The following is a 23,702-nucleotide window of genomic DNA, read 5'->3' as shown; positions in this document are numbered from 1 at the left end:
AGTACCACGAACGGGCCCGCCGGGAATGGACAGCTCAGTTCGCGAAGAGCTCGGAGTCCGGGTCGAAGTCGGCTTCCTCGACGACCCGGCGTACCTCGACCTCGGCACCGAGGGCCTCGGCCAGCCGGGCCGCCCACTCGATCGCCTCGTCGCGGTTGCGGACCTCGACGACGATCATGCCGCCGACGAGTTCCTTGGTCTCCGCGAACGGGCCGTCGGTCACGGTCCGCTTGCCACCGTCGACCTTCACCCGGGCGCCGAGCGCGCTGCGGTGCACCCCCTCGGCGAACAGCAGGACACCCGCCTTCGACAGGTCCTCGACGACCTTGCCGACCGCCTCGCCGACCTCCGGCGCTGGAAACTTCCCCGCCTCGCTGTCCGCGTCGGCCTTGTTGATGATCATGTAGCGCATCGCAACTGCTCCCTCGTCGTGTCGGTCACCACTTACTCTCACGTCGAGCAGGCCACGACCGGATCGACACTCTGCTTCGGATCAATTCTCGACGGCCTCACCGTCGGTCATCACCGGCGCGTCGGGGCACAGGGTCAGCAGGATCAGAACCCGTTAGCTCGGTTGGTCGCCGTTGGGGTTGTAGGCGCAGGCGTCGGCGAGGTTCTGGGTCGGGCCAGGGGGTGCGGTGGTCGTGGGAGCGACGGGCTTGCGGGTCGGGCCGGGGGTGGCCGGTGTGGTGGGCGTGGCCGGGGTGGGGGTGGTCGGGGTGGGGGTGGATTCGAGGGCGTGCTCGACGGTGTCGCGGAGGGCCTGGTAGTCGGGGTGGAGGTACTTCAGGCGGAGCTTGTCGGAGTCGAGCGTGACGTTCGAGACCGTGCCCGACTTCACCTTCAGCGCGAGCTGCACCAGCGCCGGCAGCAGTTCCTGCGGGATGTCCGTCCGCAGCAGGTGCTGGCCGGCGCGAGCGATCGCCTTGTACTTCGTGACCAGCGTCTGCGGGTCCGCGGCGTCGACGATCGCCTTGATCACGCACCGCTGCCGGACCTGCCGCTGGTCGTCGTCGGCGCCGTACCGGCCGCGGGCGAACCACAACGCGGTCCGGCCGTCGAGGTGCTGGTTCGGCCCCGGCTCGATCCACTCCTTCGGCGGGATGTGCGAACTGCTGACACCGCCCATCGCGACGCGCTCGTTGACGTTGACCCTGATCCCGCCGAGCGCGTCGACGATCTCCGGGAAGCTCTGCAGGTTGACCTGCAGGTAGTAGTCGAGCTTCAGGCCGATCGCCGTACCGACCGACTGCTTCAGGACGTCGGCGCCCTCGTTGTCCGACGGCCCGAGGATGCCGGGATGCGCGTCCGGGACGTTCTGGTACATCGCGGTGAGCATCCACTCGAGGCGCTCCTCGAGACCCAGCCCTTCCTTGCCGTACCCGTCCGGGTAGAACTTGTGCAGCGGCGAGTCCTCGGGGAACGGCATGAAGGTCAGGTTCCGCGGCAGCGAGACGAGCGCGGTGTTCCCGGTCTTCGTGTCGATGCTCGCCACGATCACCGTGTCGGTCCGCACCCCTTCGCGACTCGGGGCATCGTCGCCGCCGAGGAGCAGCAGGTTCAGCCGGGGCTTGTCCTCCCACGGGTCCCTGACGTTCACGGTCGTCGGCCGGGTCGCGCTCTTGCTCTCGCCCTGTGCCTGGAACACGTCCTGCACCAGCCTCCGCTGCGCGAGCACGCTCTGGACGCCGAGCGCTGCCGGAGCCGCGATCGCGAAACACAGCACCCCGACGAAGAACGCGCCGAACGCGCGCCCGCCGGAGCCACCCGTTGCCGGACGCAACGACCGGTGCGAGGCCACGACCACCACGATCCAGACGAACGCGACCACCCCGATCGCCACCGAGGTGATCAGCAGCCGGCTCGGTACGACGGCCGCCGCGAGCACCTCGTCGCGCCGGGTCAGACCGACGTACGCCCCGAGGCCGACCAGCCCGAGGAACAGCGTGAGCACGAACGCACCGGTCTTCCGGCGCCCGCCGACGATCAGTCCGAGTCCTGGTAGCAGTGCGCCCAACAGGGTGAACCCCAGCAACTTCGGCATCGACCGCGGCCGCCTCGCCGTCGCGCGCGCACTCCCCATCGGCTCCCCTGTCGCCCCGTCCGTCCCCGATTCAAGTGTGCGCCACAGATCGCACCTCTACCTGTTCAGACGTGTTACAGGGCCATTCGGTTGTCAATCAATCAGGTCGCGGGAGGCGGGCGGAGGGCCTAGGTTGGGCGGTTGTGCGGATTCTGGTGCTGGGCGGGAACGGGTTTGTCGGGCGAGCGGTCGTCAACGACGCGCTGGCGCAGGGTGCCGAGGTGACGTCGTTCAGTCGCGGACTGAGCGGTACGCCGCTACCGGCCGCCGTCACACAGTTGACCGGGGATCGCGAGACCGGCGACTACGACGCACTGCGGACCGGCGAGTGGGACGCGGTGGTCGACCTGAGCGGGTTCCGGACACGCGACGTCGACCAGGCGATGGCCGTGCTCGGCGACCGGGCCGGGCGGTACGTGTTCGTCTCGAGCCACGCGGTGTACGTCCGCGATCTGCCCGCCGGCACCGACGAGACCGCGCCACGACGCGAGCCGCTGCGCGACGCCGACGTCCTGACGAACGACACGTACGGACCCTGCAAGGTCGCATGCGAGGACGACGTCGTCGAGCGGTACGGCGGCCGCGCGACGATCGTCCGGCCGGGCCGCGTCACCGGCCCCGGCGACTCCTCCGGTACGGCGCTCTACTGGATCCGCCGTGGCGCCCGAGGCGGCCGGGTGGCGCTCCCGACCAAGCCCGAGGCACCGCTGCAGCTGGTGGACAGCCGCGACGTCGCCCGGCTGATCACGCGGCTCGTCGCCGACGACCGCTCCGGTGCCTACAACGCGATCGGGCCCGACTCCACCATCGCGGAACTGATCCGGACCGCCGCCGACCTGTCCGGCACCTCCGTCGACATCGTCCCGGTCCCCTTCGACGCGGTCCCGCCGCGCTTCCCGCTCATCGACCCCGAGTCGGAGTGGGGCGAACGCCGCCGCAACCCGGCGAAGGCGCGCGCGGCCGGTATGCCGGTCACACCGCTCCGCACGACCGTCGCCGACGTACTCCGCTGGGACCACGACCGCGGCACCCCACCCCTCGACATCGGCCTCACCCCCGACCAGGAGGAACAACTCCTCGCCTCGCACTAGACGATGCAGCTCGACAGTACGTATACGCCCACTGCCGGCAGTCGCCCGCCCGGGCACACCGCGAGTCCGGCTCAATCGCCGGACACGTCCTGTCGAGCTGCAGGTCTACTCAGGTAGAGCGAGGGTTCGGCCGGCGTCTCTCGCGGCGTTGATGGAGTGGGCGAGGGTGTCCTTCAGGGCTTTGGCCTCGTCGCTGAAGCCTTCGACCACGGACGTGTCGCCGGCCGGTTCGGTCCGGGCGAGGAGCTCGATGTAGCGGTCGCCGTCCCCCAGCGCCGCTTCGGCGCGCAACGCGGCGTCGGCGGAGCGGACCCGGTCGGCGTACCGGTCGAGCAGATCGACCTTGCGTTTGATCGCCTCCGCGGACAGCGCGAGAGCACGACGTTGCGGACCCAGTACGACGTCCAGCTCGGCGGACGTCGTACCCCGGGCGATCTCCTTCTGCCTGGCTCGCAGTACCGTCTGCTCGCGGAGCACCTGCGCGATGTCCCAGAGTTGCTCCGGCAGCACCATCTCGTTCTTCACGTCGTCGAGCAGCCCGCGCCGCGTGACCGTTGCCTCAAGCACCGTTTTGACCGCGCGTTGCGCCCGGCCCAGCAACCGCGCCGCCTCGTCGTCGAAGTCCACCGGCAGCAGGTACTTCCCGTACTGCAGGCGGACCGCCTTGTGCCCGCGGTCCTCGAACATCGTCTTCGCCAGGATCCCGGCGGTCGCCACCGCCGCGACGCCTGCCAGCGCCACCGCGGCCCACGCCGCCACGTCGGCGGGCAACGTCGCCGCCATCACGATCAGCGCCAGGATCCACCCGCCCACGCACACCGCGAGCCACACCAGCAACGTGCCGAACGTGTTCCCCGGCGCCACCGACCACGACGTCTCCCGCTTCGGCCGCGGCGCGCCGTCCGCCACGAACAACTCCGGCCGGTGCTCGTACAACCGCCGTACGCCGTCAGGCACACCCGGCGCGAACACAGGCTCCATCGCCACCTCCGGAGATCTCGTCAGCACTCAGCGTAGCCGGGCGGCGAGCCCATCGAGGAAGATGTCGAGGCCGAACTCGAACAGTTGGTCCAGGTCGTAGTCGAAGTCGAAGCCGTCCGCGAGCAGCTCGCGGAACGCGGTCAGGTTCCCCGCGGCGATCAGCACCGCCAACTGGTCGGTCTGGTGCGTCGCCCACTCGTCCGCGGTCACCCCGGTGTCCTGCTCGGCCTGCGCCTCGGACTCCATCACCAGCGCGATCCCGCGCACGTACGCGAATAGGCTGATGATCGTCGACAACGCCGCACCCTTGTCGAACCCCCGCAACGCTCGCAGCACCGCATCCGTGTGCGGCAGCAGCCGCGGGACCAGCTGCGGCCGGCTCAGACTGATCGCACTCGCGAGCCAAAGATGCTTCTTGTACGCCGCCCAGTGCGTCCGCGCCACCAGCGTCACCGCATCCCGCCAGTCCTCGGGCACCTCCCCCAGCGGGAACTCCCCGATCGCCGCGTCGACCATGCGCGCGACCAGCGCGTCCTTGCCCCCGACGTACCGGTAGAGCGCCATCGTCGACACCCCGAGCTCGGTCGCGATCCGCCGCATTGACAGCGCCGCCAGCCCGTCGGAGTCCGCGATCGCGATCCCGGTCCGCACGACCTCGTCCTGGCTGAGGTCCCCGTCCCGCGACCCCGCTTCGGTACGCCGGGCACGCGGCGGCGGACCCACCACGGTCCCGACGCCGGGCGCCGCGTGCACGAGCCGCTCCTGCTGCAGCGTCTGCAACGCCTTCGTCGCGGTCGCCATCGCCACCCCGAAGTCGCGCACCAGCGCTCGCGTCGACGGCACCCGGTCCCCCGGCCGCAGTTCCCCGGTCTCGATCCTGCGCCGCAGCTCGGCCGCGATCACCTGGTACGGCGCGCTCATGAACCCCTCCTAGTACGCGTACGTCGTACGCGCACTATCTCAGATGAAGGGCGAAGCTGACATGTCAGGTTAGGTAAGGCTATCCTCTGGGCCATGCAGGAAACGGTGGGGCTGACAGGCGAGGACCTGCGGCTCGGGTATCACGGCCGGCGTGTGGTCGACGGCGCCTCGCTGCACATCGAGGCCGCCGGCGTGACCGCGCTCGTCGGTCCCAACGGTAGTGGGAAGTCGACGCTGCTGCGCGCCCTCGCGCGTCTCCACCACCCGGACGGCGGGAGCATCACGTTCCCCGGCGGCGGCAACGCGCTCGCCCTGTCGGCGAAGGAGTTCGCCCGCAAGGTGACGTTGCTCTCGCAGTCCCGGCCGACCCCGAACGGCGTGAGCGTCCGCGACGTCGTCGGGTACGGCCGGCATCCGTACCGCAGCCGCTGGCGCAACGACGACGCCGACGGCCCGCGGGCGATCGAGCACGCGATGGAGGTCACCGGTGTCACGCGGATGGCCGAGCGCGGTGTGGACGAGCTGTCCGGCGGCGAGCTGCAGCGTGTCTGGCTCGCCACCTGTCTGGCGCAGAACACCGGCGTACTCCTGCTCGACGAACCGACGACGTTCCTCGACCTGCGCTACCAGATCGAGATCCTCGACCTGATGCGCGAACTCGCCGACGAGCACGGGGTCGCGGTCGGCGTCGTCCTGCACGACCTGAACCAGGCCGCCGCGGTGGCGGACCGGATCGCGCTGCTCGATCAGGGGCGAGTACGCGCGACCGGTACGCCGGAAGAGGTACTGCGCGCCGACGCACTCACCTCGACGTACGGCATCACGATCGAGGTCGGGACCGATCCGGTCACCGGCCTGGTCGCCACCCGCCCCATCGGCAAACACCTCACCCGCGTCACGACGAGCTGAAAGTCATCCTGATGAGACGAACCGCCATCGCCCTGGTCGCTGCTGCCCTGTTCGGCCTGACGGCCTGCGGAACGAGCGAACCGACCGCGTCCGGCAACACCAGCAACGCCGCGGCGCAGCCGGTCTCGCTGACCGACGCCAGGAACAAGAAGATCGACCTGAAGGCGCCGGCCGCGAAGGTCGTCGTGCTGGAGTGGGGCGCGGCCGAGAGCCTGGTCTCGCTCGGCGTGATGCCGGTCGGGGTCGCCGACACCAAGGGGTACACGAACTGGGTCACGGCCGAGAAGCTCGACCCGTCGGTGAAGGACGTCGGCACCCGCGGTGAGGCGAGCGTCGACGCGATCGTCGCCCTGAATCCCGACCTGGTGATCACCACCACCGACGAGGCGGCGAACAACATCACTCAGCTCGAGAAGGCGGCGCCGGTGCTGGTGATCCGCGGCTCGGACGCGGCGAAGCCGATCGAGCAGATGAAGACCAACCTGGACCTGATCGCCCAGGCCGTCGGCAAGACCGAGCAGGCCAAGCAGCTGACCGCCGACTTCGACAAGAAGGTTGCTGAGGGCAAGCAGAGGATCGCCGACGCCGGCAAGGCCGGCAGCGGCTTCATGATGGCCGACGGCTGGAAACAAGGCAGCACGATCACGGTCCGGATGTTCACGAACGGTTCGCTGCTCGGCGCCCTGTCGACCGACCTCGGCCTGAAGAACGGCTGGACCGGCGCCGGCGACAAGGACTACGGCCTGGCGCAGACCGACCTCGAGGGGCTGACCAAGCTCCCGGACGGCGAGTTCCTCTACATCGCCAACAAGAACGACGGCGGTGACGTCTTCGGCGGCGACCTGGCCGGGAACGCGATCTGGAAGAACCTCCCGTTCGTCAAGGCCGGCAACGTCCACCGCCTGCCCGACGGCATCTGGATGTTCGGCGGCCCGAAGTCCGCCGGGCAGTTCATCGACGCCGCCGTCCAGGCAGTCACCTCTTGACCCAGCTGACCGCCCCGGCGCCGGAGGCCCAGGCCGTCCGGCAGCCGGTACGGCGGATCCGGGTCGCCGGGCTGTTCGGCGCCGCGATCGCGCTGATCGTCGTCCTGGCGGCGGTGCACCTCACCCAGGGAACGTCCTCGGTGGGGGCCGGGGACCTGGTCCGGCTGGTCTTCGGCCAGGGGACCGACAACGCCGCGAACGTGCTGGTCGCGTCGCGGTTGCCACGACTGCTGGCCGGCGTGCTGGTGGGGATCGCGTTGGGGGTAGCCGGCGCCGGTCTGCAGTCGTTGGCGCGGAACTCGCTCGCGTCGCCCGACACGTTGGGGGTCAACGCGGGCGCGTACCTGGCCGTGGTCGTCGTCGCCGCGTTCGGGGTGCCGCTGCCGGTGCTGCCGGCCGGCGGGGTCGCGTTCCTCGGCGGACTCGCGGCCGCGGGCCTGGTGCTCGCACTGTCCGCCGGCGGGTCCACCGGACCGACCCGGCTGATCCTGGCCGGGTCGGCGGTGGCGATGGCCCTCGGCGGCCTGACCACGCTGATGCTGTTGCTGTTCCGCGAGGAGACGGTCGGCACGTTCGCATGGGGCGCGGGCACGCTCGTCCAGACCGATCTGCACGCGGTCACCCAGATGGCCCCGGTCGTTGCCCTCGGCATCGTCGCCGCGTTCCTCCTGGCCGCGAAGCTCGACATCCTCACGCTCGGCGACGACACCGCCTCGGTCCTCGGCGTGAACGTACGCCGTACGCGCGTGCTCACCACGCTCGTCACGGTCCTGCTCTCCGCGGCCGCCGTGACGGTCGCGGGACCGGTCGGTTTCGTCGGTCTGGTTGCGCCGGTCCTGGTACGTCTCCTCGCCCCGGTCGTCCCCGGTCTGCTCCGTCACCACGTGCTGCTGCCGCTCTCGGGCCTGGCCGGCGTCCTCGTCGTCCTGGCGTCGGACGTCGTACTGCGCGCCGCGTTCGGAGGGCAGGCCGGTGTCGAGATCCCGACCGGCATCATGACGATGGTGGTCGGCGCGGTCGTACTGATCTGGCTGGCCCGCCGGCACCGCGACTCCGGCCCGAGCCGCGCCCCGGCCGGTACCGGCAGCGGGCTGCGGACCCGCCGTACGTTCTGGATCGTCACCATCGCCCTGGCCGTGCTGCTGACCGCCGCGGCCGTCGGCGCGATGCTGACCGGCGACGCGTTCCTCCGCACCGGCGACATCGTGAACTGGGTGAACGGGCAGTCCGGCCGGGCGATCACCTACGTCCTCGACCAGCGCTTCCCCAGGGTGCTGTCCGCGCTGTTGTGCGGTGCCGCCCTCGCGATCGCTGGCACGACGGTGCAGGCAGTCTGCCGCAACCCGCTGGCCGAGCCGGGCATCCTCGGCATCACCGGCGGCGCCGGGGTCGGCGCGATCGCCACGCTCATCCTGTTGCCGTCAGCAAGTATCTGGCTGCTGTCCGGCGTGGCCGCGGTCGCCGCGGTCGTCACGTTCGGACTGGTCTACCTGATCTCCTGGCGCGGCGGGCTGAGCTCCGACCGGCTGGTGCTGATCGGTGTCGGCGTCTCGTCCGCCGCGACCGCGATCATCACGCTGCTGATCGTCGCCACCGACCCGTGGAACCTCAGCCTCGCGATGACCTGGCTCTCCGGCAGCACCTACGGCCGGACGCTGCCGCAGGTCGCCCCTGTCGCGCTGGCACTGCTGGTACTCACTCCGGTGATCGCGCACGGTCGGCGTGATCTCGATCTGCTCGCGCTGGACGACGACGTACCGCGCATCCTCGGCGTACGACTGGAACGGACGCGCCTGCTGGCACTGCTCGCGGCCGCGCTGCTGACCGCGGCGGCCGTGTCGGCGATCGGCGTGGTCGGCTTCGTCGGCCTGGTCGCGCCGCACGCCGCGCGGGCACTCGTCGGCGGCCGGCACGCCCGGATCCTCCCGGTCGCGGCCCTCCTCGGAGCGATCCTGGTCAGCCTCGCGGACAGCCTCGGCCGTACGGTCCTCGCCCCCGCCCAGATCCCGGCCGGCCTGCTGACCGCCCTGATCGGCGCGCCGTACTTCGTCTACCTGCTCTGGCGCACGCGGGTGCCTGCGCGCTGAGGTCATGTCAAGATGGTCGGCATGCTGCGCGAACTGCAACTCACCGGCAACCCGGACGCCGACAAGCTGCTCAACGACGACCCGTTCGCCTTGCTGGTCGGCATGCTGCTCGACCAGCAGTACCCGATGGAGCACGCCTTCTCCGGCCCGCTGAAGATCGCGAACCGGATGGACGGCTTCGACCTGCACAAGATCGCCGCGACCGACCTGGAGACGTTCGTCGAGCTCTGCGTCACACCGCCGGCCATCCACCGGTACGGCGGCTCGATGGCCCGCCGGGTGCACGCGCTCGCGCAGGAGATCATCGACAAGTACGACGGCGACGCCGCGAACATCTGGCTCGCCGGCCGCCCGAAGCCCGACGGCCCCGAGGTGCTGAAGCGGCTCAAGGCGCTGCCCGGGTTCGGTGAGCAGAAGGCGAAGATCTTCCTCGCGCTGCTCGGCAAGCAGCGCGGCGTGACGCCGAAGGGCTGGCGTGAGGCCGCCGGCAACTACGGCGACCGCGGCTCCCGCCGCTCGATCGCCGACGTCACCGACGCGACGTCCCTGGCCGAGGTCCGCTCCTTCAAGAAGGCCACGAAAGCCGCCGCCAAGGCCGCCGCCGAGGTCTGATCCGCGCGACACCGGGGCCCGACCTGTTGCAGGCCGCTGCGGGTTGTCCCTTGTACTGCACGTGCTTTCCTGCGGTTTTCGCCGTACCGCCTTATGCTCGGCTGGGGCAGCGCCTACGGGAGGAGCACGGATGGACATCCGCGATCTTGATCGCAGGGCCGGCGCAGTTCTCGGGGAAGTCGTCATGCAGGTACGGCCCGAGCAGCTGTGGTTCCCCACGCCCTGCCCGGACTGGACCGTGCGAGGCCTCCTCCGTCACCTGGTCAGCCAGAACGTTGGCCTGGCCGCAGCCGCACTGAACGGCTCCGCCTCCTCCCAGACCTGGAACAGCGGCCGCCTCGGCGACAACCCGGCCGGTGCCTACCGCCGCTCCAACGCGCGGGTCGCGGACGCGTTCGCCGACGGCGGCGCCCTGGACCGGCTGGTGGAGGTCCGCGAGTTCGGATCGTTCCCGCGCCGGATCGCGCTGACCTTCCACCAGCTCGACTGCATCGTGCACGCGTGGGACCTGGCCCGCGCCATCGACATCCCCTACGACCCGCCGCGGGACATGGTCGAGATGGCGCTCACCCTGGCCCGCCGGATCCCCGACACCGTCGCCAACCGCGGCCCCGGCTACGCGTTCGAGCGCAGCGTCAAGGTCTCCGGCGGAGCGCCCGAGCTCGACCAGCTACTCGGCCTCCTCGGCCGCAACCCGGAGTGGGTGTCCCCGCTCGACTGAGCACTCCGGGTACTCCGGGTACTCCGGCAGGTCGATGGCGTCGGGTTTCGCCGCCGCCGACTTCGCGATCACGCCGGACATCAGCCGGGACGTCATCACCCGCAGCATCAGGTCGCGGTACCCGATCCCGAGCGCCGACATCGGCATCGCCATCTTGATCCCGCCGGGCGGAAGATCCATCCGCTGGTCGACGTACGGCTGCATCCGGGCCTGGTACGCCACAAACGCGCGACTGTGATCGCCGTTCGCGGCGGCCAGCTCACCCGCCAGGATGTACGCGCCGACGAGCGACAGCGCCGTACCGTGGCCGGCCATCGGCGAACCGCAGTACCCGGCGTCACCGACGAGGGCGATCCGGCCGCGTGACCACTGCGGTACGACGACACGGCTGGTGGTGTCGAAGTAGAAGTCGTCGGCCGCGTCGAGGCCCTTCAGGATGTGCTCGGTGTGCCAGCCGAGTCCCTCGAAGCGCGACCGCACCAGCCGCTTCTGCGCCTCGACGTCGCGCCGGTCGTAGCTGAGCAGCGGCGACCGGAAGCTCAGCAGTGCCTTCGCGGACCGCGGATCGCGGTCCGGCCGCAGGCCGACCCAGCGGCCGCCAGGCGCGGTGTAGAGCTTCATCCAGTGGTTCAGATCCTCGGGTGACTCGACGGTGAAGTACGACGTGTACCCGCCGAGGTGGTGCACGAACTCGTCCTCCGGACCGAACGCCAGGCGCCTGATCCGCGAGTGCACGCCGTCCGCGCCGATCACCAGATCGAAGCGCCGCGTCGTACCGCTCGCGAACGTGACGTCGACGCCGCTCGGGTCCTGGTCGAGTGCCGTGACCGAGTCGCCGTACAGGTACTCCACCTCGCTCGTCGCCCCGGCCAGGATCTCGGCGAGGTCACCGCGGAGGATCTCGATCTCGGCGACCGGACCGGCCCCGTCGAGCAGCTCGGCGGGCATCGCCGCGGACCGCCGCCCGTCGGACCGCACGTACTCCAGCCCGCGCTCGTGCACCTGCCGCTCAGCCACCGCGGGCAGCAGACCCATCCGCTCGGCCACCACCCGCGACACCCCGCGCAGGTCCACGGTCTGCCCGCCCGGCCGCGGCCCCGGCGCGATCTCCACGACCGTCGCCGCGAACCCGAACCGCCGCAACCAGAACGCCACCGCCGGCCCCGCGATCCCACCACCGGAAATCAGCACAGTCTTCATCTCTCACCCTCCATCTAGTGCGCGTACGCCGTAAACGGTGCACTAGATACAGGTGGGACGCCAGTGCGCACTAGGGCACTCGGGCCCGAAGGACAGGAGGTAGTCGGTCACGGCCGCGAGACCCACGCTCAGCTCTGCCGCCGGAGGCGCCGGAAGCGCACTACCTCCTAATGGGTGTTACCGGGTCGGTCGCTGGCAGACTCGGTGGCTGGTAGCCGCTGGCGGGTGAGCACTCATACCTCCTGGACTGTTTGAGTCCTGACGACAGAGCGTGCCCTCGCTGGTGGTGCGGGAGATTGTAGGGCTGATGGGGTGTCGTGCCCACCGCTGCTGGTTGGTTGGTGTGAGCACTGATCCATTAGGGCGCTCAAGGTCTCTCGCGGGCTGCCGGGATTGGTCGGGAGGCGATGGGAGAGTTGTTGTGTTGTTTGTGGGTGACGACTGGGCCGAAGGGCATCACGACCTGCAGGTCGAGGACGACCAGGGCCGGGTCCTGGCCCGTGGGCGGGTGGACGAGGGCATTGCCGGGATGGTTCGGTTCCACGAGTTGGTGGCGGAGTTCCTGGGCGATGATGCCGGTCCGGAGGAGGTGGTGATCGGGATCGAGACCGATCGCGGGCCGTGGGTGGCCGCGTTGCTGGCGGCGGGGTATGTGGTGTTCGCGGTGAACCCGAAACTTGCTGCCCGGCACCGTGAGAGTTTGTCGTTGTCGGGTGCGAAGGACGACAAGACCGATGCCCGGACGCTGGCCGACCTGGTCCGGACCCGTAGGCATCAACTGCGGCCGGTCACGGCCGATTCCGAGCTGGCCGACGGGGTCAAGGTGCTCGCCCGGGCGCATCAGTCGCTGATCCAGGAGCGGACCCGGCACCTGCTGCGGCTGCGGGCCGCGCTGCGGGAGTACTTCCCGTCCGCGCTGGTTGCCTACCAGCAAGGGACGTTGACGCTGACCGGTGCCGACGTGCTGGCGTTACTGGCCAAGGCCCCCACCCCGGCAGCGGCGGCGAAACTGACGATCGTCCAGATCACCGCGGCGTTGAAGACCGCCGGGCGGCGAGGCGACCTGGCCGAACGGGCCGCGGCGGTGCAGGCCGCGCTGCGCACCGAGCACCTCGGCCAGCCCGAGATCATCACCGCCGCCTACGCGGCCACGGTCGGCTCCACGGTCGCGATCCTGCAGACCCTGAACACCCAGATCCCTGCCCTGCAGGAAGGGGTCGAGGCCTCTTTTGGCCGGCACCCGGACGTTGAGATCTACCGCAGCCAGCCCGGCCTCGGACCGATCCTCGGCGCCCGGGTGCTCGCAGAGTTCGGCGACGCCCCCGGCCGCTACGCCGACGCCAAAGCCCGCAAGAACTACGCCGGCACCGCACCCATCACCCGCCAATCCGGCAAACTGAAAACCGTGCACGCCCGGTTCATCCACAACAACCGGCTCGTCAACGCCATCGACCTGTGGGCCAGCGCCGCCACCCTGCACGACGCCGATGTCCGCGCCTACTACGACCAACTCCGCGGCCGCGGCCTCGGCCACCACGCCGCGCTACGCCAGATCGGCAACCGGCTCGTCGGCATCCTCCACGGCTGCCTCAAAACCCACACCCTCTACAACCCCCAAACCGCCTGGTCACACCGCGCCACAACCCAAGCCGCTTGACACCCTTAGCTCTAGGGGTGTCTGTCTTTCGGTCCCTTCAGAGCCCCAGCGCCAGCCGGGTCGCCTGCTCGATGGCGCGTTTGGCATCCAGCTCGGCGGCGACGTCGGCGCCGCCGATCAGGTGGACCGGGCGGCCGGTGGCGCGGAGGGCGTCGGCGAGGTCGCGGACCGGCTCCTGCCCGGCGCAGATCACGACGTTGTCGACCGCCAGCACGCGCGCCTCCTCGCGCTTAGGGCCGAAGGTGACGTGCAGCCCTTCGTCGTCGATGCGTTCGTAGTTGACGCCGCGCAACTGCTCGACCTGCTTGTTCTTCAGCGCGGCCCGATGCACCCACCCGGTCGTCTTGCCGAGGCCGGCACCGATCTTCCCCGCCTTGCGCTGCAGGAGGTAGACCTTCCGCGGCGACGGCTCCGGATGCGGTACGGCGAGGGCGCCGGGAAGCTGCGTCGGATCGCCGACGCCCCATTCCGCCTTCCACGCCGGCAGATCCGGCGACACAGGCGTGGTCAGGAATTCGCTGACGTCCACCCCGATCCCACCGGCCCCGATCACCGCGACCGTCTCCCCGACCGGGCGCCGGCCGCGAACGACCTCGACGTACGAGAGCACCTTGGGATGATCGATCCCGGGGATCGCCGGCACCCGCGGTACGACGCCGGTCGCGAGCACGATCTCGTCGAACCCGGCCAGGTCCGCAGCGTCCGCCCGCCGCCCGAGGTGCAGCTTGACGCCGGTCAGCTCGAGCCGCCGCCGGTAGTACCGGATGGTCTCGGCGAACTCCTCCTTGCCCGGGATCCGTTGCGCGATCCCGAACTGGCCGCCGATCTCCTCGTCCGCCTCGAACAGTTCGACCCGGTGTCCGCGCTCCGCGGCCGTCACCGCCGCGGCCAGTCCGGCCGGTCCGGCTCCGACGACCGCGATGTCCTTGGTACGACGGGTCGGCAGCAACCGCAGTTCGGTCTCCCGGACGGCCCGCGGATTGACCATGCAGCTCGCCTTCTTCTTCGCGAACACATGGTCCAGACACGCCTGGTTGCAGGCGATACAGACGTTGATCTCGTCGGCCCGATCCGTGGTGGCCTTGAGCACCCAGTCCGGGTCGGCCAGGAACGGGCGGGCCATGCTGACCAGGTCGGCGTCGCCGCGGGCCAGCACCTCCTCGGCGACCTGGGGCAGGTTGATCCGGTTCGAGGTGACCACCGGGATCTTCACGTGCGGCTTGAACGCGGCGGTGATCGAGGTGAAGGCGGCCCGCGGTACGGACGTGACGATCGTCGGCACGCGGGCCTCGTGCCAGCCGATGCCGGTGTTGATGATCGACGCCCCGGCCGCCTCGATCTCCTTGCCCAGCGCAACCACTTCGTCCCAGGTCTGGCCGCCCTCGACGAGGTCGGCCATCGACAACCGGTAGATGATCAGGAAGTCGTCGCCGACGCGTTCGCGGGTGCGCCGGACGATCTCGACGGCGAGCCGGCGGCGGTTCTCCGGGCTTCCGCCCCAGCGGTCGGTGCGCTTGTTCGTCCGCTCGGACAGGAACTGGTTGATGAAGTAGCCCTCGGAGCCCATGATCTCGACGCCGTCGTACCCGGCCTCGCGGGCGAGCGCCGCGCAGTCGACATACGCCTCGATCTGCCGCAGGACATCGCGATCCGAGAGGGCGCGGGGTTTGAACGGGTTGATCGGCGCCTTGAGGGCGGAGGCCGAGACGCTGAACGGGTGGTACGCGTACCGGCCGGCGTGCAGGATCTGCAGCGCGATCCGGCCGCCTTCGGCATGCACCGCGTCGGTGAGTTGGCGGTGCGCGCGGGCCTGGCGGTGGCTCGTGAGCTTGGAGCCGAACGGTGTCAGCCAGCCTTGCCAGTTGGGCGCGTAGCCGCCCGTCACCATCAGTCCGACGCCGCCGCGGGCGCGCTCGGCGAAGTACGCGGTCAGCTTGGGCAGATCGCTCAGCCGGTCCTCGAGCCCGGTGTGCATCGACCCCATGATCACCCGGTTCGGCAGCACGACATGGCCGAGATCGAGCGGCTCCAGCAGGTGTGGATAGGCCGTCATTGACTGTCCTTCCGCAGGGCGGCGGTCACTTCGTCACACCAGGCGACGAACGATTCCTCGGCGCGGATCCCGCCGCGCAGGACGAGGTACTGGTGCAGGTCGCGCCCGTGCAAGGTGGTGGGCTTCGGGAAGTCGCGCTCCTGGATGCCGCGGTACACCTCGAGCCGCGTGGCGTGCTCGGCCCGGTGGCGCCCGACCTCCGCGAGTACGACGTCCACGTCGCCGAGGGACGCACCGCGGAGCTTCACGCCCAGACCGTCCCGCAGTACGGCGGGGTCCTCCGGCTCGGCCAGCCAGCGCGACAGCTCCGCGCGCCCGGCCGGCGCGACCCGGTACACCTTCTTGTCCGGGCGGCCGTCCTGGGCGATCGCGGTGTGCTTCACCCAGCCGGCCTCGTCCATCCGCCGCAGCACCCGGTAGATCTGCTGGTGCGTGGCCGGCCAGAAGTACCCGATCGACCGGTCGAACCGCCGGGCCAGCTCGTACCCGGACCCGGCCCGCTCGGTCAGCGAAACCAGAATCGCGTGCTCCAGCGCCATGTCCGAGAGCGTACCTATGCAACTCGTTGCAGTGCACCTGATTGCATCCGAGGTCACATCACTTGTCCGCACAAGCTTTGGCGGGTTTGAGAGAATGGTTGCAGACGCCATCTATTGATCGGAGCATCATGAGCTACCACCCGACCAAGACGACGTTGCCCGGGATCGGTCTGCGGTACGACCTGGTCACCGAGGCAGGTCAGCATGTGTCGGTGGTGGTGCACAACGACGGGCGGAGGTTCCTCGGCTTCCACAATCCGGAGGACGACGACGCGTGTCAGGCGTCGGTGCCGTTAGGTCAGGGCGAGGCGTCCGCGCTCGCGCAACTGCTGCTGCCCGAGCGGATCGACCCGGTCCGCGGCGAGATGGAGATCGACCTGGTCACCGAACACGTCCCGGTCACGGCCAAGTCGCCGTACTCCGGTCGCACGCTCGGCGACACCCAGGCCCGCAGCCGGACGGGCGCGTCGATCGTCGCGGTACTGCGGCGTACCGGGGCGACGCCGTCGCCGACGCCGGACTTCCGGTTCGCGACCGGCGACACGCTGGTCGTGGTCGGCACCCGTGAGGGCGTGGACGCCGTGGCCGAGCTGATCGTGGGGGGCTGAGGATGCACGAAAACATCACCGCCCTGCTGATCGAGCTGGGCGCGGTCATCCTTGCCCTGGGCATCCTCGGCCGGATCGCCGGGCGCCTCGGGTTCTCGCCGATCCCGCTGTACCTGCTGGCCGGGCTGGCGTTCGGGCACGGCGGCCTGCTGCCGCTGGCCGCGAGCGAGGAGTTCGTCGCCACCGGCGCCGAGATCGGTGTGATCCTGCTGCTGTTGCTGCTCGGCCTCGAGTACACCGCCTCCGATCTGGTCGGCACGCTGAAGACGCAGTACGTCTCCGGAGCGGTCGACTTCGTGCTGAACGCGTTGCCGGGCGCGGCGGTGGCGTTGCTGCTCGGCTGGGGTCCGGTCGCGGCGGTCGCGCTGGGCGGCGTCACGTGGATCTCGTCGTCCGGTGTGATCGCGAAGGTCGTCGGGGATCTCGGGCGGCTCGGTAACCGGGAAACCCCGGTGATCCTCGGCATCCTGGTGCTCGAGGACCTGTCGATGGCGGTCTACCTGCCGATCCTCACGGCAATGCTCGCGGGCGTCGGACTGGCCGGCGGGAGCATGACGCTGCTGATCTCGCTCGGGACCGTGAGTGTGGTGCTGTTCGTCGCGCTCCGGTACGGGCGGGTGATCAGCCGGGCGGTGTCGTCGGACAACCCCGAGATGCTGCTGCTCGTCGTCCTGGGCCTGACGCTGCTGGTCGCGGGTATCGCGCAGCAGCTGCAGGTGTCGGCGGCGGTCGGTGCGTTCCTGGTCGGGATCGCACTGTCGGGCGAGGTCGCACACGGTGCGCGCAATCTGCTCAGCCCGTTGCGTGACCTGTTCGCCGCGGTGTTCTTCGTGTTCTTCGGGTTGAGCACAGACCCGGCGAAGATCCCTCCGGTGCTGGCGATCGCGCTCGGCCTGGCGGTCCTCACCGCGCTCACCAAGATCGCCACCGGCTGGTACGCCGCCGGGCGCGCCGGCATCTCGCCCGCGGGGCGGTGGCGGGCCGGTGGGACGCTGGTGGCGCGGGGCGAGTTCTCGATCGTCATCGCCGGTCTGGCCGTCGGTGTCGAGCCGAAGCTCGGTCCGCTGGCCACGGCGTACGTGCTGATCCTGGTCATCCTCGGCCCGGTCGCCGCCCGCTACACCGAGCCGCTGGCCCGTCGCCTCACCCGCAAACCCACCAAACCCGCCGAGCCGACCGGACCGGCCGCACCGGGCGCGCAGGCCTCGGCCGCCGAACGCCTGGACGACACCGCGACCAAAGCCGGCTGAGCGTTCGCCGCACGCGGCCCTGCCGGCGTCAGCGCGCCCGGCAGGGCGTCAGCGCACCAGGCCGGGCGTCAGCGCACTCGGTTGCCGTTGGCGGCCTGCTCGACGGTCTCCTGGATCCGCCGGGCGCGCGTCTCCGGGCGCTTGGCGAGCGTGATCCACTCGAGGATGGTCCGGCGGGCCGACGGCGGAAACGCCCGGAAGTTCTCGTCGGCCCGCGGGATGAGCGCCAGCGCCGTCTGCAGGTCGTCCGGGACGATCAGGTTCTGCGCGTCGGCCAGCAGGTCCCACGTCCCGGTCCGCCGGGCGTGCGCCACCAACTCCTCACCCGGCGGCATCATCAGCCCGGCCGCGGTCAGCCGCTCGACCCGCTCACGGTTCACCTTGCTCCAGGTACTGCGTGGGTTCCGCGGCGTGAAGCACTGGTACGTCGTCCGCTCGTCGCGACGGATCGTCTTGCTGTCGATCCACCCGAAGCACAACGCATGCTCGACCGCGGCCGCGAGATTCAGGCCCGCCGGATCGCGGTGCACCACGAGCCACACGGACCGCTCGGTCCGCCCATGCGCGTCCAGCCACGCACGCCACTCGTTCACGTCCGCACACTGCAGAGCCTCGTCGTCGTTCATGACACCAGCTTGCGCCAGATAAGTGCTCATCGAGTGAGCAGTTTTAACCCGCCTTCATGATCGAGCAGCGCCCGCTTCCGCTCGATCCCGCCGCCGTACCCGGTGAGACTGCCCGTCGATCCCACCAGCCGGTGACACGGGACGATGATGCTGATCGGGTTCTTCCCGTTCGCGAGCCCCACCGCGCGAGCCGACTGCGGCTTCAGTCCGAGCGCCGCGGCGAGACCGCCGTACGTCGTGGTCTCGCCGTACGGGATGTCCTGGAGAGCAGTCCAGATCAGCCGCTGGAACTCCGTGCCGACCAGGTGCAGCGGTACGTCGAAGGTCGTGCGGCCGTGGTGGAAGTACTCGTCGAGTTGCTCGGCGACAGCGGGCAGCGCCGAGTCGTCCCGGTCACCGAAGGCCCCCGGCTCGGGACGATACCGCTGCTGATCCATGTACAGGCCGGTCAGCTCGCCCGCCTCGGTCCCGACCAGCGTCAGCGGACCGAGCGGGCTGTCGACGACGGCGTACGTCACCGGGTGGACTCCCACTGCGCGCGGTCGATCCGGTAGAGGACGTGCCGCCGCAGCCGGTGGCCCTCCGGGATGCGCGGGTGGTCGAAATCGCCCGGCTCGTCGTGCACCATGCCGATCCGCTGCATCACGCGTTGCGAGGGCAGGTTGGGGGTCGCGGTGAACGACACGATCGCGTCCAGCCCCGCCGGACCGAATCCGTGGGCCAGCGCGGCCCGCGCCGCCTCGGTGGCATAACCGTTGCCCCAGGCCCCCTTGGCCAACCGCCAGCCGATCTCCACGGCCGGCATGAAATGAGCCTCGAAGCTCGGCACCGACAACCCGGTGAACCCGATGAACTCGCCCGTGTCGCGCACCTCGAGCGCCCACAACCCCCAGCCGCGCTCCTCGATGGCGGGCAGCTGCCGGTCGATCAGCGCGTCGCTCTGCTCACGGGTCTGCGGCGCCGGGAAGTGCTCCATCACCGCCGGATCCGCGTTCAGCGCCGCGAACGGCTCCCGGTCCGAGTCCCGCCAGTTCCGCAACAACAGCCGATCGGTCGTCAGGTCGGTCATCAGGCCTCCGCGGGGATCTTGTTGATCGCATGGTCACCGGTGGCCCACAGGTACTGCACGGCGTACGCACGCCAGGGCCGCCACGCGCGGGCGTGGTCGGTCAGGAGTTTGGGGGCCTCGGGCAAGCCTAGATCACGGGCGGCGTAGCGGATACCGAGATCGCTGGCCACGAAGGCGTCCGGGTCGCCGAGTGCCCGCATCGCGATCGACTCCACCGTCCACGGACCGATCCCGGGCAACGCGGTCAGCTGCTCCCGCGCGCGGTCCCAGTCCGCGCCGGCGCCGAGGTCGATCTCACCCGCCGCCAGCGTCGCGACCAGCGTCGTGAGCGTCGTACGGCGGGACTTCGGGAACGCCAGCGTCTCCGGGTCGAGCCCGGCCAGCGCCTGCGTCGTCGGGAACAGATGCGTGAGCCCGCCGGACGGGTCCTCGATCGTCTCGCCGTGCTGCAGGACCAGGCGATGCGCATGCGTCCGGGCCGCGGCCGTCGACACCTGCTGGCCGAGCACCGCGCGGACGGCGAACTCCTCGCCGTCGACCGTGTGCGGGACCCGGCGCCCCGGCGCCTTCGCGATCAGCGGCGCGAGGACGGGATCGGCGCCGAGCAGGTCGTCGACGGCGATCGGGTCCGCGTCGAGGTCGAGCATCCGGCGGCAGCGGCTGATCGCGATGGCGAGATCGCGCTGATCGGTGAGCGAGAGCTGGCAGGCGATGTGATCCGGCAGCGGTCGCAGGGCGACGACGCCGTGACCGTGCGGGAGTCGCAGCGTGCGGCGGTAGTGGCCGTCGCGCCACTCCTCGACACCCGGTACGCCGGTCGCGATCAGGTGGCCGAACAGGTTGTCGGGCGTCAGCGGTGCGCGGAACGGGAGCCGCAGCGAGATCGTCCCGGGCGCCGCGGACGACGTACCCCTGCGGGCTCGGCGGCGCAGCTCCGTCGGGGAGAGCGCGAAGACCTCCTGCACGGTCTCGTTGAACGACCGCACACTGGAGAATCCGGCAGCGAACGCGACGTCCGCCATCTGCAGCTCACTCGTCTCGATCAGCAGCCGCGCCGTCTGCGCGCGCTGCGCCCGGGCGAGGGCGAGCGGGCCGGCGCCGAGCTCTGCCTGGAGCTGCCGCTGCACCTGCCGCACGCTGTAGCCGAGCTTCGCGGCGAGGCCCGGTACGCCGTCGCGGTCGACGATGCCGTCCGCGATCAGCCGCATCGCGCGGGCGACCAGGTCGGCGCGGTCGTTCCACTCGGGCGACCCCGGGCTCGCGTCCGGCCGGCACCGCTTGCACGCACGGAATCCGGCCTGCTGCGCGGCTGCCGCACTCGGGTAGAACCGCATGTTCTCGACCTTCGGCGGCACCACCGGACAGCTCGGCCGGCAGTAGATCCTCGTCGTCAGCACTGCGGTGAAGAACCACCCGTCGAAGCGCGCGTCCTTCGACTGGACCGCACGGACGCAACGTTCCCGGCACTCGTACACGCCCTCCAGCATCCCTGCCGCCGCCGACAGTCGCTAGCGGATTTGCGACATGGAGGTGGAGCACCCCGACCGGCACCGGATTCGCGGTTTTGCGACACCAGGATCCGGCGTCGTATTTCCGCGAGCTTCACCGCCGGCGCGCCGCTGAACTTGAGGGCATGAACGAACTGATGGGCAAGCAGGCACTGGTGACCGGCGGCAGCCGCGGGATCGGCGCGGCGACCGCCGTCGCGCTGGCGGAGCGGGGCGCGGACGTCGCGATCACGTACAACACGTCCGCGGACGCCGCGGCGACAGTAGTGAAGGAGATCGAGGCGCTCGGACGGCGCGGGTTCGCGTTCGCCGTCGATGCGGGCGATGCGGTGGCGGTCAGCGACGTCGTACGGCGGGCCGCCGATTCCCTGGGTGGCTTGGACATCCTGGTCAACAACGCGGGCGTCGGCGCGATCGCCCCGATCGGTGATCTCTCGCTGGAGGACCTCGACCGGGTCCTGGCGGTCAACGTGCGCGGGGTGTACGCCGCCACGCGGGCCGCCGTACCGCTGCTGTCCGACGGCGGCCGGATCATCCACCTCGGCAGCTGCGCGGCGGACCGCGTCACCTCACCGGGCATGACGTTGTACGCGATGAGCAAGGCCGCGCTGGTCGGCCTCAGCAAGGCGCTCGCCCGCGAACTGGGCGGCCGCCACATCACCTCGAACGTCGTCCAGCCCGGACCGACCGACACGACGATGAACCCGGCCGACGGCCCGTTCGCCGAGGCCCAGATCGCCGACCTGGCCCTCGACCGCTTCGGCACCCCCGGCGAGGTGGCCGCCGCCATCAGCTACCTCGCCGGCCCTCACGCCGCCTACGTCACCGGCACCGAACTGACCATCGACGGCGGCCACACCGCCTGACCCGCGGACGGATTGTCGGTGGAGGGCCCTAGCGTCAGCGCATGAGGTTCTCGGTGACGGTGGGGGCGGTGGGCGAGGGGCGCGATCCGCGCGGGCTGGCCGAGCTGGCCCGCGCGGTGGAGGACTCGGGGTGGGACGGGATGTTCCTGGAGGACTACCTCGTCTACCAGGGCGATGCGTCCCGGCCGACGTACGATCCGTGGATCTGCTTGGCGGCGATGGCGGTCGCGACCGAGCGGATCAGGATCGGGACAACCGTGACGCCACTGCCCCGGCGGCGACCGTGGAAGGTCGCCGCCGAGGTGGTGGCTCTGGACCGACTGTCCAACGGCCGGATGATCCTCGGTGTGGGGAGCGGCGATCCCGGTGACCCGTTCCTCGAGCGCCACAGCCCGAAGGTGCTCGCGGAGATGCTGAACGAAGGGCTGTCGATCATCGACCAGCTGTGGACAGGTCAGCCGGTGACGTTCAGGGGGACGCATTACACGCTGAACGACGCGCAACTGACGGCGCGGGCGGTGCAGGAGCCGCGGGTGCCGGTCTGGGTGGGCGGGAACATGTTGGTGCCCGCAGTACACCGGAGGATCCGCCGGTGGGACGGGTCCTGTGCGTACAAACGTGGTCCAGAAGGGGCACTGGAGATCACGCCTGAGGACGTGCGGCGGTTGCGGGCCGGGCGTGGGCGGGACTTCGACGTGAAGGTGAGTGGCGTCGACCCCGCGCTCTTCGCCGAGGCCGGTGCCACGTGGTGGGGGCGGTGGATCCCGCCACTTCCGGTCGCGGACACCATCGCGATCGTCCGGCAGGGTCCGCCGGCGCTCTGGACCGTTGACAACGCGACAAAATCGGGGAGAGACTGCCGATGATTTGAACGTTCAAACCCGTCGGGAGGTCGCTGTGGCCACGCTGAAGCAGGTTGCCGCCCACGCCGACGTGTCCGTGCAGACCGTGTCGAACGCGCTGAACGCCCCGCATCGCCTCCGCGCGGACACGCTCGAACGGGTGAACCGCTCGATCGAGCTGCTCAACTACCGGCCCAATCGTAACGCCCGCAGTCTCCGCACCAGCGCCGTCGAACTGATCGGGTACTGCGTGCCGAGCTGGCCGAACCAGACGCATCTGGTGATGGACCAGTTCCTGCACGCCCTGTGCGCGGCCGCGGAACGCACCGGCCGGCACATCCTGCTCTTCACCGCACCGGCCGGCGTCGACGGCATGCCGACGTACGAGGATCTGCACGCCCGCCGGATGGTCGACGGGTTCGTGCTGTCGCAGACCGAGACGCACGATCCGCGGCACGGCTGGCTGAAGGACCAGGGCATCCCGTTCGTCAGCTTCGGCCGGGTGTGGAAGGAGACCACGCAGCCCGGGCCGTGGGTCGACGTCGACGGCGCGGGCGGCTCCGCGATGGCGGTACGGCACCTGTACGAGACCGGTCGCCGCCGGATCGCCTTCCTGGGCTGGCCGAAGTCGTCCGGGCTGGCCGAGGATCGCGTGGCCGGCTGGCGCGACGCGTGCAAGGTGCTCGGGCTGCCGACCGCCGGGCTCGTCGTGCGCTGCCGCGAGGACAGCATCGACGACGGCGCCCGGGCCACCGCGCAACTGCTCGACGGCGGCCGGGACATCGACGGAATCGTTGCCCTGAGCGACATTCTCGCCCTCGGCGCACTCCGCGAACTCGGCCGCCGCGGCCTAACCCCCGGCCACGCCGTCGGCGTCACCGGCTTCGACGACTCCCCGCTCGCGGAGGTCGTCTCCCCCGGCCTGACCAGCCTCCGGCAACCGATGGACCAGATCGCCGAAGAGCTGATCACGATCCTGACCGGCCCCGCGGGCGAGCCGGCCGAACGACTGCTGCAACCCGAACTGGTGATCAGGGGCAGCTCAGCCCCTGGCTGATCCGGCGCTCCCCCGGCGCCGCGAGAAGGAGGAATC

General features: G+C 70.5%; 23 protein-coding genes. 12 read left to right on the top strand and 11 right to left on the bottom strand.

Features of this window, described 5'->3' with window-relative positions:
* Positions 1-34: 34 nt before the first annotated feature.
* A complete protein-coding gene (locus tag BJY22_RS12510; RefSeq protein WP_167206363.1) occupies positions 35-412 on the bottom strand; it encodes a YciI family protein in 378 nt (125 codons plus the stop codon).
* A 153-nt stretch (positions 413-565) separates the two neighbouring features.
* The gene (locus BJY22_RS12505) at positions 566-2,044 is read right to left on the bottom strand and encodes an LCP family protein (RefSeq protein WP_238350349.1); all 1,479 of its coding nucleotides are present in this window, start codon (positions 2,042-2,044) and stop codon (positions 566-568) included.
* 182 nt (positions 2,045-2,226) lie between these two features.
* On the opposite strand from BJY22_RS12505, the gene BJY22_RS12500 reads away from it, so the two are divergent.
* Complete coding sequence (locus tag BJY22_RS12500; protein WP_167206361.1) at positions 2,227-3,174, top strand: NAD-dependent epimerase/dehydratase family protein; 948 nt, start codon at positions 2,227-2,229, stop codon at positions 3,172-3,174.
* 105 nt (positions 3,175-3,279) lie between these two features.
* On the opposite strand, the gene BJY22_RS12495 is transcribed toward BJY22_RS12500, so the two are convergent.
* Positions 3,280-4,155, bottom strand: a complete 876-nt coding sequence (locus tag BJY22_RS12495; protein ID WP_202891084.1) for a hypothetical protein — start codon at positions 4,153-4,155, stop codon at positions 3,280-3,282.
* A 27-nt stretch (positions 4,156-4,182) separates the two neighbouring features.
* On the bottom strand, positions 4,183-5,076 hold the full coding sequence (locus BJY22_RS12490; protein ID WP_167206357.1) for a GntR family transcriptional regulator: 894 nt from the start codon (positions 5,074-5,076) through the stop codon (positions 4,183-4,185).
* A 93-nt stretch (positions 5,077-5,169) separates the two neighbouring features.
* Here BJY22_RS12490 and BJY22_RS12485 point away from each other — a divergent pair, with 93 nt between their 5' ends.
* From BJY22_RS12485 to BJY22_RS12465, 5 genes are all read left to right on the top strand, one after another.
* Positions 5,170-5,985, top strand: coding sequence for an ABC transporter ATP-binding protein (locus tag BJY22_RS12485; protein WP_167206355.1), 816 nt, complete (start codon positions 5,170-5,172; stop codon positions 5,983-5,985).
* 11 nt (positions 5,986-5,996) lie between these two features.
* Positions 5,997-6,971, top strand: a complete 975-nt coding sequence (locus tag BJY22_RS12480) for an ABC transporter substrate-binding protein (RefSeq protein ID WP_167206353.1) — start codon at positions 5,997-5,999, stop codon at positions 6,969-6,971.
* Positions 6,968-9,058 carry an iron ABC transporter permease gene (locus BJY22_RS12475; protein ID WP_167206351.1) on the top strand — a complete coding sequence of 697 codons (2,091 nt, stop codon included), beginning with the start codon at positions 6,968-6,970 and terminating at the stop codon, positions 9,056-9,058. The genes BJY22_RS12480 and BJY22_RS12475 overlap by 4 nt, the downstream gene beginning before the upstream one ends.
* A gap of 21 nt (positions 9,059-9,079) precedes the next feature.
* Entirely contained in the window at positions 9,080-9,670 is a 591-nt protein-coding gene (locus BJY22_RS12470) for an HhH-GPD-type base excision DNA repair protein (protein WP_167206349.1), read from the top strand.
* Between the two features lie 130 nt (positions 9,671-9,800).
* Positions 9,801-10,391, top strand: coding sequence for a TIGR03086 family metal-binding protein (locus BJY22_RS12465; RefSeq protein WP_167206347.1), 591 nt, complete (start codon positions 9,801-9,803; stop codon positions 10,389-10,391).
* On the opposite strand, the gene BJY22_RS12460 is transcribed toward BJY22_RS12465, so the two are convergent.
* Entirely contained in the window at positions 10,341-11,591 is a 1,251-nt protein-coding gene (locus tag BJY22_RS12460; protein WP_167206345.1) for an FAD-dependent monooxygenase, read from the bottom strand. The genes BJY22_RS12465 and BJY22_RS12460 overlap by 51 nt on opposite strands.
* 421 nt (positions 11,592-12,012) lie before the next feature.
* Here BJY22_RS12460 and BJY22_RS12455 point away from each other — a divergent pair, with 421 nt between their 5' ends.
* Positions 12,013-13,248, top strand: coding sequence for an IS110 family RNA-guided transposase (locus BJY22_RS12455; RefSeq protein WP_167203593.1), 1,236 nt, complete (start codon positions 12,013-12,015; stop codon positions 13,246-13,248).
* A 37-nt stretch (positions 13,249-13,285) separates the two neighbouring features.
* On the opposite strand, the gene BJY22_RS12450 is transcribed toward BJY22_RS12455, so the two are convergent.
* A complete protein-coding gene (locus BJY22_RS12450) occupies positions 13,286-15,301 on the bottom strand; it encodes an NADPH-dependent 2,4-dienoyl-CoA reductase (protein WP_167206343.1) in 2,016 nt (671 codons plus the stop codon).
* A complete protein-coding gene (locus tag BJY22_RS12445) occupies positions 15,298-15,840 on the bottom strand; it encodes a PadR family transcriptional regulator (RefSeq protein ID WP_167206341.1) in 543 nt (180 codons plus the stop codon). The genes BJY22_RS12450 and BJY22_RS12445 overlap by 4 nt, the downstream gene beginning before the upstream one ends.
* 128 nt (positions 15,841-15,968) lie before the next feature.
* On the opposite strand from BJY22_RS12445, the gene BJY22_RS12440 reads away from it, so the two are divergent.
* Positions 15,969-16,448, top strand: coding sequence for a cation:proton antiporter regulatory subunit (locus tag BJY22_RS12440; RefSeq protein ID WP_167206339.1), 480 nt, complete (start codon positions 15,969-15,971; stop codon positions 16,446-16,448).
* A 2-nt stretch (positions 16,449-16,450) separates the two neighbouring features.
* Positions 16,451-17,698: a cation:proton antiporter gene (locus BJY22_RS12435; protein ID WP_167206337.1), complete on the top strand. Its 1,248-nt coding sequence runs from the start codon at positions 16,451-16,453 to the stop codon at positions 17,696-17,698.
* 68 nt (positions 17,699-17,766) lie between these two features.
* Here BJY22_RS12435 and BJY22_RS12430 read toward each other — a convergent pair whose 3' ends face one another.
* The 4 genes from BJY22_RS12430 to BJY22_RS12415 are packed head-to-tail and all read right to left on the bottom strand — an operon-like array spanning position 17,767 to position 20,880.
* A complete protein-coding gene (locus BJY22_RS12430; RefSeq protein ID WP_238350348.1) occupies positions 17,767-18,324 on the bottom strand; it encodes a YdeI/OmpD-associated family protein in 558 nt (185 codons plus the stop codon).
* Between the two features lie 26 nt (positions 18,325-18,350).
* Positions 18,351-18,842: a methylated-DNA--[protein]-cysteine S-methyltransferase gene (locus BJY22_RS42910; RefSeq protein WP_167206333.1), complete on the bottom strand. Its 492-nt coding sequence runs from the start codon at positions 18,840-18,842 to the stop codon at positions 18,351-18,353.
* On the bottom strand, positions 18,839-19,393 hold the full coding sequence (locus tag BJY22_RS41585; RefSeq protein WP_167206331.1) for a GNAT family N-acetyltransferase: 555 nt from the start codon (positions 19,391-19,393) through the stop codon (positions 18,839-18,841). The genes BJY22_RS42910 and BJY22_RS41585 overlap by 4 nt, the downstream gene beginning before the upstream one ends.
* Complete coding sequence (locus BJY22_RS12415; RefSeq protein WP_202891083.1) at positions 19,393-20,880, bottom strand: AlkA N-terminal domain-containing protein; 1,488 nt, start codon at positions 20,878-20,880, stop codon at positions 19,393-19,395. The genes BJY22_RS41585 and BJY22_RS12415 overlap by 1 nt, the downstream gene beginning before the upstream one ends.
* A gap of 146 nt (positions 20,881-21,026) precedes the next feature.
* Between BJY22_RS12415 and BJY22_RS12410 the strand changes: the two genes are divergently transcribed.
* From BJY22_RS12410 to BJY22_RS12400, 3 genes are read left to right on the top strand one after another with little or no spacing between them, the layout of a single operon-like run.
* On the top strand, positions 21,027-21,767 hold the full coding sequence (locus BJY22_RS12410) for an SDR family NAD(P)-dependent oxidoreductase (RefSeq protein ID WP_167206329.1): 741 nt from the start codon (positions 21,027-21,029) through the stop codon (positions 21,765-21,767).
* Between the two features lie 41 nt (positions 21,768-21,808).
* On the top strand, positions 21,809-22,633 hold the full coding sequence (locus BJY22_RS12405; RefSeq protein ID WP_167206327.1) for an LLM class flavin-dependent oxidoreductase: 825 nt from the start codon (positions 21,809-21,811) through the stop codon (positions 22,631-22,633).
* Between the two features lie 31 nt (positions 22,634-22,664).
* Positions 22,665-23,666, top strand: coding sequence for a substrate-binding domain-containing protein (locus tag BJY22_RS12400; RefSeq protein ID WP_167206325.1), 1,002 nt, complete (start codon positions 22,665-22,667; stop codon positions 23,664-23,666).
* Positions 23,667-23,702: the final 36 nt, after the last annotated feature.

This window comes from Kribbella shirazensis, from assembly GCF_011761605.1.
Taxonomy (GTDB): domain Bacteria; phylum Actinomycetota; class Actinomycetes; order Propionibacteriales; family Kribbellaceae; genus Kribbella; species Kribbella shirazensis.
This window is presented reverse-complemented; position numbering and strand designations above follow the sequence as displayed.